This window comes from Pseudomonas asturiensis, from assembly GCF_900143095.1.
Lineage (GTDB): Bacteria > Pseudomonadota > Gammaproteobacteria > Pseudomonadales > Pseudomonadaceae > Aquipseudomonas > Aquipseudomonas asturiensis.
The window spans coordinates 85704-95018 of record NZ_FRDA01000006.1; the positions used below are offsets into that span (position 1 = coordinate 85704).

The following is a 9315-nucleotide window of genomic DNA, read 5'->3' on the forward strand; positions in this document are numbered from 1 at the left end:
CCTCAACGGCCGGCACTGGCGGCGTCGTAGCTGACGAAGTAGTAGCTGCGACTGCCGACCTTCACGCATTCCACGGTTTTGAGCGGCGGCTCGGGCTCGATGGTGCGCTCCATGATCGCCACGTTACTCGGGTCGCTCATCAGAAAGCGGTTCACGCTTGCATCGCTGTCATAAGCGTCGAGCAGGCTATGAATGTAAAAAGCACTCGCGCCCGACAACCGCTCGCTGGGCTGGAACAATGCCACGTGATGCCCCTGAGCCTGCAATGCCTGAACAGCGCCCGCCAACGGCAGGAATGAAAAGTGCCGGTCTTCTCGTGGCATGAGCCACACCGCTGCCGACAGGTAAGCGGCGACGGTCAGCGCGCCCCCCGTCGCAAGCAAGGCACGTTGATTGCGCACTGCAAACGCGGCAGCGGACGAGGTTCGGGAATGCGCCTTGAGCCTGGCACCCAACACCCATGCGTACTCCGCTGCGATCACGGCGGCCGCAGGTGCCGATGACATCAGGTAGACCATGCGCTTGCTTGATGCCAGCGTCAGCAGCAAAAACTGTGCAGTCAGCCAGAGGCTGAAGAACAGCAAATACCGGTTGGCGAGCAGTTGCTTGCGAAAGTGCCACAGCCCCAGATACACCAGCAGGTTCCAGGGCATGAACGCTTCAGGCAGCTTGGCGATGTAGTAGTAGAAGGGCTCGTAGTGCCCGGCCTCCTCGAACGAGCCACTGAAACGCCCGACGCTGTTGGTCCAGAGCACATCCTTGAGCGACTGCACGCCGCCCTGTCCATACAGGAAATACAGCCAGACCATCAGCGGTATCAAGCCCAGCAGCGTAAACGCCGCCGGGCGCAGCCAGTCGGCCACGACCAGCCGCCGCTGTTGCAGCGTCTGGCAAACCAGCCAGGCAAAAATCACCACGCCCGGCAACGCCAGCCCCAACACGCCTTTACTCAGCGTCGAGATCGCAATACCCAGCGTGAACACCCACCACGGCCACGACGATCGATCGTCTGAAGGCGTTCGGGTGACGGCATGAACATACATCAGCAAGGCCGTGGTCACACCCAGCGCCAGCAGCGCGTCTTCACCGACCTGGCGCGAATTGCTCCAGAAACCAGCCGTGGTCGTCAGCAAAAACGCAGCAAGCCAGGCGACCTGCGTCGCACGCCCCATGCGCCTGAGCATGGCGTACAGCAACATCACGCTGAACAGCCCGGCAAATGCCGATGCCAGTCGCACCGCCCAAGGCTGGGCACCGAACACCCGAATGGCGCTCGCATCGAGCCAGACACTCAACGGAGGCTTCTCCAGAAACGGCTGACGGCTCAAGGTCGGCGTGACCCAGTTGTCCGTCAGGTGCATTTCCATGGCGATGCCCGCCACGCGCGGCTCCGTCGAACTCTGAAGCTGATGATTACCCAGTGCGAAGAAAAACAGCAGGGCACTCAACATCAACAACCACAGCGTGCGCGAAGCCAACATTGCAGGTATCCGGGAAGCCAGAAGGACTCGCAGTATAAGCACCCGGATCGGCAGGTTTCATGAAACCGAGTGTTACATTCAGGTCTTCAGCGACCTCTTGAAAGCCAGCGTAAAGACCGCCGGGACCGCCCCTTGAAACATTTCACGGAAACTGTCGAAATGACCCATCGAACCGCCTGACTCGGGGCCGAATTCATCGGCTGGCAGGCGATGTCTTCAGGAGCGTCGGCATGGCAGAAGATATTTACACGCTGCGCAAACGCTTCGACACGCCCGACACAAGACTCTCGCATCGCGAGCAATCGGCGATGACGGCTGAGGAGCTGGCAGAGGCGCGTGTTCATGCCTGTGCGAATATTTCAAACCGGATCCAGATCCTGCTTGTGCCCATCCTGGCTGGCAGTCTTGCTCCGTACTTTGTTTTTCTATTGAGCGTGATCGCCTATGCAAGCGTGTTTTCCACGCGCCACGATATGGACAAAGCCGTAGGCGACTACAGCCCTTGGGTGATCGCCGCCACACCGCTGGTCGTGGGAAGCTGGGCGCTCTATAGCACCTTGCGCGCCAAATACGACGTAACCGAGCGTTACTGGAAAACCATGCCCGACCAAGGGCTGGTCGACATAGAGCGACACACACTGACGTGGGCGATCAACCTGTGGTCCTATTGCTTCGATTCAGACTCCAGCACGATGGACCGCTGGGTCGATGGACAGCTCAAATCAGTGAATGACAGTGGTGTCTCGCAATGGCTGCTGGCAAGAACCACTGCGGGCCAGTGGTTGGTACTGCGACACGCCATCGAGGGCGCCATGTGGATAATGCGAGGGCCCGAAACGCCCGCTGTAAAGCTTCAGCTACACCCCACTCAAGACCTCGCCCTCGCCTTCGCCCCCCGGACCAACCGGTGCCTGAGCAAGCGCTTCTCCGGCAGCCCCCTGCCTGTTGCACAGACCAGTCTCTGGCTGAGCGACACGCAAGCACAGCATCTGGGCGAAATCGCTCATCACTGGCATTTTTTCTATCCGCAGCGTTATGGCGTAGTGAGTCAGGAAGACGCTCGATGGATCGATGCGCTGGTCGAACGGGCTCGGCATAACAGGTCGCCGGTTGCCGATTTGCCCGCTTCATGAAACCGTGCGCTGGATTTGTCTCTCTCGCGCCTTATTGAAATGTGCCCCGAAGCCAGCCGAACCTGTCGGCTGGCAGACGATGCTCCAGGAGCTTCAGCCGGCATGGCAGAAAGCGATTACACGCGATACCTACGTTTTTTCACGCCAGACATCAGGCTCAGCCACCGCGAGCAATCGGCGATGACAGCGCAGGAACTGACAACGGCGCGCGGTTACGCGCTTGAGCTGAAAAACAACTGGGGGCTGGTTCTGTTCGTACCCGTTCTGTTTCTCGCGGCCCTGCTTGTGGTGCCTGTCGACTTGTCGACGTTGCTCGGGCTGCCTGCAGGTGTCGATCACATGACTGATCACCCTCAACGCTGGATTCTCGACGTCGCTGCGCTCGTACTGGCCTGCTGGGCGATGTACAACATCATGCGTGTCAAATGCAGCGTCACGGCCCGTTATTGGAAAACCATGCCCCGGCAAGGCGTGGTTGACCTGGAGCCGCACAGACTGGTCTCCGCGATCAACCTGTGGTCAGCGTATATCGATTACGACGCCTGTGTGGTGTCTGAATGGGTCGATGGCAAACTCACTACGGTCTGCTACACCGGCGTGTCGCAATGGCTGCTGGCAAAAACCGCTACCGGCCAGTGGTTGGTATTGCGGCACGCCATAAAGGGCGAGATGCTGAAGGGAAGCCCTGAAGTCCCCACGCACGATCTTCAGCTACACCCCACTCAAGACCTCGTATTCGCCTTCGCACCCCGGACCAATCTGTGCCTGGGCAAGCGCTTCGGCGGTAATGCGTTGCCTGTCGCCCAGTCCGGCCTGTGGTTAAGTGAATCGGAACAACACTATCTAGGCAAAATCGCTCATCACTACGATTTTTTCTACCCGCAGCGTTATAGCGTAGTGAGTGAGGAAAACGCGGTGTGGATCGAGGCGCTGATTCAAAAGACGCAATGCAGCATCCCGTCGACTGCTGGCAAGAACACAGGCTGACGCAACATCGAGCCTCTGAGCTGGACGATGAGCCGAATAGCTCGCACATTCGGCTCATCACGTGAGCCGAATAGACGTTCTACCTGGCATCACTGACTGTTTCCAACGCAGGAAACGTTCGCCTCCAGCAGCGTTCAAGCTGGCCAGTTAAGCGGTGACGAGCCCATGCAGGTGGTTTCCGGTGGCCTTGACAGGCCGACCGTGCATTTTGAAGCTCCGCCGCGACACCTGCTCGAACCTCAGTTGACTGACTTCCTTGAATGGTTTGCCGCCAGCCGAAAGGATGCGCAACTTGACCCGCTGATCCGCGCAGGCGTCGCGCATTTCTGGTTCGTCACGCTTCATCCTTTTGACGATGGCAACGGCCGCCTCACCCGAGCCCTCACTGATCTTGCGCTGGCGCAAGGGGAGCACCAGGCCGCACGCCTGCCAGGCGGCGGCCGAAGCACGCGTTACCCAATCAACTGGCCGTCGCAGTAAAGAATTCCCGACCCTGTCCGACAGCCTTTCAACCTCAACACTTTGAAACCCGCAATCGCTCTGCACCTGGAAAGGATTCCACATGAATTACAGCGCCATGTTTGGCCCGGCCCTGAACCTGCTCATCTGGCTGGTTCCGGCCGTGCTGTTCGTCTCGTTTCTCAAATCACCCTGGGCGAAGGGGCAGATGGGCGAATTCTGGGTGCGACTGTTCACGCACTGGAAACTGGACAGGCAGGTCTATCGGCGTCTGCACAACGTCACGCTGGACACCGCCGACGGCACAACGCAGATCGACCATGTGTTTCTCTCGCCTTTCGGCATTTTCGTGCTGGAAACCAAGAACATGAGTGGCTGGATCTTCGGCAGCGAACTACAACCTCAGTGGACCCAGAAAATCTACCGACGCACCTACCGATTCCAGAACCCGCTCCGACAGAACTACAAACACCTGAAAGCGCTTGAAGCGACGCTGGGCGTCGGTCTGGAGCACCTTCATTCTGTTGTCAGCTTTGTGGGCGAAAGCACGTTCAAAACCCGGATGCCGGCCAACGTGACGCAAGGTATCGGTTACATTCGCTACATCCGTTCCTTTCAGCAGCCGGTGTTCAGCGAAGCTGAGGTCGACGCGCTGATGCAGACGCTGCAAGGCAAACGACGGGCGCCCACGCGTGCGACACATCGTGAACATGTTCAGAACCTCAAGCGACGCAAGTAAGGCATTTGGAGCAGTCCGGCCACCACAAACCAAACCCGTGCGCCACCAAATGTGGCTTACTGGCACTCATCGCCATCCAATCAGGGATCTCTTCCCTACCCTCGCGGTCTTTTAACGCATGACGAATTCGCGCTCTGCTTACATACCTTCCTGGCTTCGCCCTGTTCTGCGTCCTTTGCTGGATCCGTATCGCCGTTATCGGCATGCACGATTGATCCATGCGGCGCGTATTGCGGTGGGGTTGCTGGTCACCATTCTGCTGACCACCGGCCTCAACCTGCCTCATGGCGAATGGGCGTCGGTGACGATGCTGATCGTCATCGGCGGCCTGCAGCACCACGGCAACATCGGCAAGAAGTCGGTCGAACGGGCCTACGGCACGCTGATTGGCGCGGGGCTGGGCTTGATCGTGGTCGTGCAGCAGGGTTATCTGGAAATGCCGCTGCTGACCTACGCGATCATGTCAGTGCTGTGCGGTTTCTTCGCTTATCACGCCATCGGCAAGGGCGGCTATACCGCGTTGCTGTCGGCGATCACCCTGTTCATCGTCGCAGGCCATGGCTACAACCCGATCAGCGACGGGCTGTGGCGCACGGTGGATATTCTGATCGGTATCGCGCTGGCGCTGGCGTTCTCCTTTGCGTTGCCGCTGTATGCCGTGTTTTCGTGGCGCTACAACCTGGCCAGCGGGCTGCGTGATTGCGCCAAGGTGTACGGGCGGATCGTGCAGGGCCAGCCGGTGACGGCCGATGAGCATTTGAAACTGACTGCAAAGCTCAACGCCACCATGCTGCAACTGCGCTCGCTGCTGCCGTCGGTGTCCAAGGAAGTGAAGATGTCCATGGTCGAACTGGACGCCATTCAAGGGCATTTCCGCATGTGCCTGAGCACCCTGGAAATCCTTGCGAACATTCGACCAGCCAATCTCGACCAGATGGCCGGCGAGCCGCTGAAGGCGTCGCTGGACGGCGAGTATCGACAGATCCGCCGCCAGTTGATCGGCATGGCGCGTGCGCTGCAGACTGGCGCCACCGAACGGCTGGCGCGCTCTTCGGAAGCCAGCCCTGTGAAACCTGAAGTTCCCGCTGAACTGGTCGGCTATCAATTGATGACTCAACAACTGGCGCACAACCTGGACGGCCTGCAGGCCCGCCTGGCCAAGACGGCAAAGCGCTGGAAGTTCTGATACAACGCTGCCTCACCGCAGGCATGCGATTGCGGGAGAAGGTGTCAGGCCAGTTACTGACGGGTTGCGTTGAAAAACCCGATCGCCGGCAAGCCGCCTCCCACAAAAAGTGTTTCGTCAGTAGCCTGTAGTTCTTTTGATGGAGAGAGCAGTGTCCACTTCCCACCCGCCAGCGCTGGATGAAATAGATCGCAGGCTGATCGCCGCGCTGCAGATCAATGCCCGCGAAAGCGTCGCGACGCTGGCCCGTCAGCTCGGCATCGCCCGGACCACCGTGACCTCCCGGCTTGCACGCCTGGAGAGCACCAGGGTGATCACCGGCTATGGCGTGCGCCTTGGTCAACGCGTCATCGACGGCGGTTTGCAGGCGTACGTCGGGATTACCGTGCAACCGCGTTCGGGCAAGGAAGTGCTGCGCCGCCTCAGTGCGCTGGCGCAGTTGCAGCAGTTGTGCGCGGTGAGCGGCGAGTTCGATTACGTGGCATGGCTGCGTACCGATTCACCCGAGCAACTGGACGAACTGCTGGACCTGATCGGCAGCGTGGACGGTGTGGAAAAAACCACCACCTCGATCATCCTCAGCAGCAAGATCGACCGTGGACAACCGGTCTGATCCCATCCAGAACGAAAGAATCACACTCAAAATAACCAGCCATATCGTCAGTTTGCACAAACAAACATCATATCGACGACACTTTGCGTCTTATTAACGTGCTCACACTTATCTAGACTGTTGTTTTTCGCCGTTGCCCACCAAGGTCAGTCATGAAAAACAACCGTCATCCCGCCAACGGCAAAAAGCCGATCACCTTGTTTGGCCCCGATTTTCCATTTGCCTTCGATGACTGGATCGAGCACCCGAAAGGTCTGGGCAGCATCCCCAAAGAACAGCATGGCGCGGAAGTGGCGATCATCGGTGCCGGTATCGCCGGGCTGGTGGCAGCCTATGAGCTGATGAAGATGGGCCTCAAGCCAGTCGTCTATGAAGCCTCGAAAATGGGCGGTCGTCTGCGCTCGCAGGAGTTCGAAGGTGCCAAGGGCATCGTCGCCGAATTGGGCGGCATGCGCTTTCCGGTATCGTCGACGGCCTTCTTTCATTACGTCGACAAGCTGGGCCTTGAGTCCAGGCCTTTCCCCAACCCGCTGACTGCCGCCTCCGGCAGCACGGTCATCGACCTGGAAGGCACCACCTACTACGCACAGATGCTCTCTGACCTACCTGCGTTGTTTCAGGAAGTCGCTGACGCCTGGGCCGACGCACTGGAAAGCGGCTCGCAGTTCTCCGAGATTCAGCAAGCCATTCGTGACCGCGATGTGCCGCGTCTCAAAGCGTTGTGGAACAAACTGGTCCCACTGTGGGACGACCGCACGTTCTATGACTTCGTGGCGACCTCCAAAGCGTTTGCCAAACTGTCGTTTTACCATCGTGAAGTGTTCGGCCAGGTGGGCTTCGGCACAGGCGGCTGGGACTCTGACTTCCCCAACTCAATGCTGGAAATCTTTCGCGTGGTCATGACCAACTGCGACGAACACCAGCATTTGATCGTCGGCGGTGTGCAGCAGGTGCCGGTGGGCCTGTGGAGCCACGTGCCCGAGCGCTGCGCCCACTGGCCCAAAGGCACCAGCCTCTCGTCCCTGCATCGTGGTGCACCGCGCACCGGCGTGAAGCGCATTGCCCGCGCCGAAGATGGCCGCCTGTCGGTGACCGATAACTGGGGTGATACCCGCCAGTACGCAGCTGTGCTGACCACCTGCCAGAGCTGGTTGCTCACGACCCAGATCGAGTGCGAAGAATCGCTGTTTTCGCAGAAGATGTGGATGGCGCTGGACCGCACGCGCTACATGCAGTCATCGAAAACCTTCGTCATGGTTGATCGCCCGTTCTGGAAGGACAAAGACCCGGAAACCGGCCGCGACCTGATGAGCATGACCCTCACCGATCGCCTGACCCGTGGCACTTACCTGTTCGATAACGGCGACGACAAGCCTGGCGTGATCTGCCTGTCATACTCGTGGATGAGCGATGCGTTGAAAATGCTGCCGCAACCCGTCGAAAAACGCGTGAAGCTGGCGCTGGATGCCCTGAAGAAGATTTACCCGAAGGTCGACATCGCAGCGCGCATTATCGGCGACCCGATCACCGTCTCGTGGGAAGCCGACCCGCACTTCCTCGGTGCTTTCAAAGGTGCGCTGCCCGGCCATTACCGCTATAACCAGCGCATGTATGCGCACTTCATACAGCAGGACATGCCCAGCGAACAGCGCGGTATGTTCATCGCCGGTGATGACGTGTCCTGGACGCCCGCCTGGGTGGAAGGCGCGGTGCAGACCTCGTTGAACGCCGTGTGGGGCATCATGAATCACTTCGGCGGCAAGACCCACGCTGAAAACCCGGGTCCCGGCGACGTGTTCCACGAGATCGGACCGATTGCACTGGCCGACTGAGAGAAGGAAATGCCCATGCGTGTCGCCTTGTACCAGTGCACACCCTTGCCGCTGGATGTCAGCGGCAACCTGACCCGACTGCACCGACAGGCCGAGGCGGCTGCCGCACAAGGTGCGCAGCTGCTGGTCTGCCCGGAGATGTTTCTGACCGGCTACAACATTGGCGCGCAAGCATGCGCTGAGCTGGCACAAGCCTGTGACGGACCCGCTGCAATGCGCATTGCGCAGATTGCCCGTCAGCACGGGATTGCGATTGTCTATGGCTACCCGGAGCGCAGCGCCGAACAGCAGATCTACAACGCCGTGCAGTTGATCGACCGTCAGGGCAACCGACTGACCAACTACCGCAAGACGCACCTGTTCAGCGAACTGGACACCTCGATGTTCACAGCGGGTGAAGACCTTTGCCCGGTGGTCGAGCTCAATGGCTGGCGGCTGGGCATGCTGATCTGCTACGACGTGGAGTTTCCCGAAAACACACGCCGTCTGGCACTTGCCGGTGCCGAGCTGATTCTGGTGCCGACAGCGAATATGGCGCCTTTCGATTTCGTCTGCGACGTGACTGTGCGGGCGCGAGCGTTCGAAAATCACTGCTACGTGGTGTACGCCAACTATTGCGGCAGCGAGGGCGAGATTCGTTATTGCGGCCTGAGCAGCCTCTGCGCGCCGGATGGCAGTCGTCCCGTACTGGCGGGGCAGAATGAGACATTGCTGATCGGCGAACTGGACCGGACGCAGCTCACACAGGCCAGAACCGTCAACGACTACTTCAAGGATCGCAGGCAGGATTTGTATTGAACGCTCGCAAATCCTTTGGTCGTTCCCATGCTCCGCTCCATCGTGACGGATGAACACAAACCTCGTGGGAGCGAGCTTGCTCGCGAA

8 protein-coding genes and 1 pseudogene are annotated in these 9315 nt (G+C 59.4%); 8 read left to right on the forward strand and 1 reads right to left on the reverse strand.

The genetic code is table 11. From position 1 onward, the window contains the following. Window positions 1–2: 2 nt before the first annotated feature. Window positions 3–1481 (reverse strand): ArnT family glycosyltransferase, encoded by a 1479-nt coding sequence (locus tag BUB69_RS12670; RefSeq protein ID WP_084537091.1) that lies wholly within the window; start codon window positions 1479–1481, stop codon window positions 3–5. Between the two features lie 230 nt (window positions 1482–1711). Between BUB69_RS12670 and BUB69_RS12675 the strand changes: the two genes are divergently transcribed. From BUB69_RS12675 to BUB69_RS12715, 8 genes and pseudogenes are all read left to right on the forward strand, one after another. After that, a complete protein-coding gene (locus BUB69_RS12675; protein WP_073167009.1) occupies window positions 1712–2614 on the forward strand; it encodes a hypothetical protein in 903 nt (300 codons plus the stop codon). A 102-nt stretch (window positions 2615–2716) separates the two neighbouring features. After that, window positions 2717–3601 carry a hypothetical protein gene (locus BUB69_RS12680; RefSeq protein WP_073167012.1) on the forward strand — a complete coding sequence of 295 codons (885 nt, stop codon included), beginning with the start codon at window positions 2717–2719 and terminating at the stop codon, window positions 3599–3601. 138 nt (window positions 3602–3739) lie between these two features. Further along, a pseudogene (locus BUB69_RS12685) lies at window positions 3740–4030 on the forward strand (Fic family protein); the annotation flags it as partial. Window positions 4031–4163: 133 nt separating this feature from the next. Next, window positions 4164–4799, forward strand: coding sequence for a nuclease-related domain-containing protein (locus tag BUB69_RS12690; protein WP_073167015.1), 636 nt, complete (start codon window positions 4164–4166; stop codon window positions 4797–4799). A gap of 118 nt (window positions 4800–4917) precedes the next feature. Continuing rightward, a complete protein-coding gene (locus BUB69_RS12700) occupies window positions 4918–5985 on the forward strand; it encodes an FUSC family protein (protein WP_073167020.1) in 1068 nt (355 codons plus the stop codon). A 151-nt stretch (window positions 5986–6136) separates the two neighbouring features. Continuing rightward, window positions 6137–6598 carry an Lrp/AsnC family transcriptional regulator gene (locus tag BUB69_RS12705; RefSeq protein WP_141121856.1) on the forward strand — a complete coding sequence of 154 codons (462 nt, stop codon included), beginning with the start codon at window positions 6137–6139 and terminating at the stop codon, window positions 6596–6598. 152 nt (window positions 6599–6750) lie between these two features. Then, complete coding sequence (locus tag BUB69_RS12710) at window positions 6751–8430, forward strand: flavin monoamine oxidase family protein (protein ID WP_073167026.1); 1680 nt, start codon at window positions 6751–6753, stop codon at window positions 8428–8430. A gap of 15 nt (window positions 8431–8445) precedes the next feature. Next, complete coding sequence (locus BUB69_RS12715; RefSeq protein WP_073167030.1) at window positions 8446–9228, forward strand: carbon-nitrogen hydrolase family protein; 783 nt, start codon at window positions 8446–8448, stop codon at window positions 9226–9228. Window positions 9229–9315 lie beyond the last annotated feature (87 nt).

What these genes read in the sequence shown, in the direction of transcription:
- BUB69_RS12670 (WP_084537091.1), bottom strand. Translation starts at nt 1,481, where the DNA reads ATGTTGGCTTCGCGCACGCTGTGGTTGTTGATGTTGAGTGCCCTGCTG.
- BUB69_RS12675 (WP_073167009.1), top strand. Translation starts at nt 1,712, where the DNA reads ATGGCAGAAGATATTTACACGCTGCGCAAACGCTTCGACACGCCCGAC.
- BUB69_RS12680 (WP_073167012.1), top strand. Translation starts at nt 2,717, where the DNA reads ATGGCAGAAAGCGATTACACGCGATACCTACGTTTTTTCACGCCAGAC.
- BUB69_RS12690 (WP_073167015.1), top strand. Translation starts at nt 4,164, where the DNA reads ATGAATTACAGCGCCATGTTTGGCCCGGCCCTGAACCTGCTCATCTGG.
- BUB69_RS12700 (WP_073167020.1), top strand. Translation starts at nt 4,918, where the DNA reads ATGACGAATTCGCGCTCTGCTTACATACCTTCCTGGCTTCGCCCTGTT.
- BUB69_RS12710 (WP_073167026.1), top strand. Translation starts at nt 6,751, where the DNA reads ATGAAAAACAACCGTCATCCCGCCAACGGCAAAAAGCCGATCACCTTG.
- BUB69_RS12715 (WP_073167030.1), top strand. Translation starts at nt 8,446, where the DNA reads ATGCGTGTCGCCTTGTACCAGTGCACACCCTTGCCGCTGGATGTCAGC.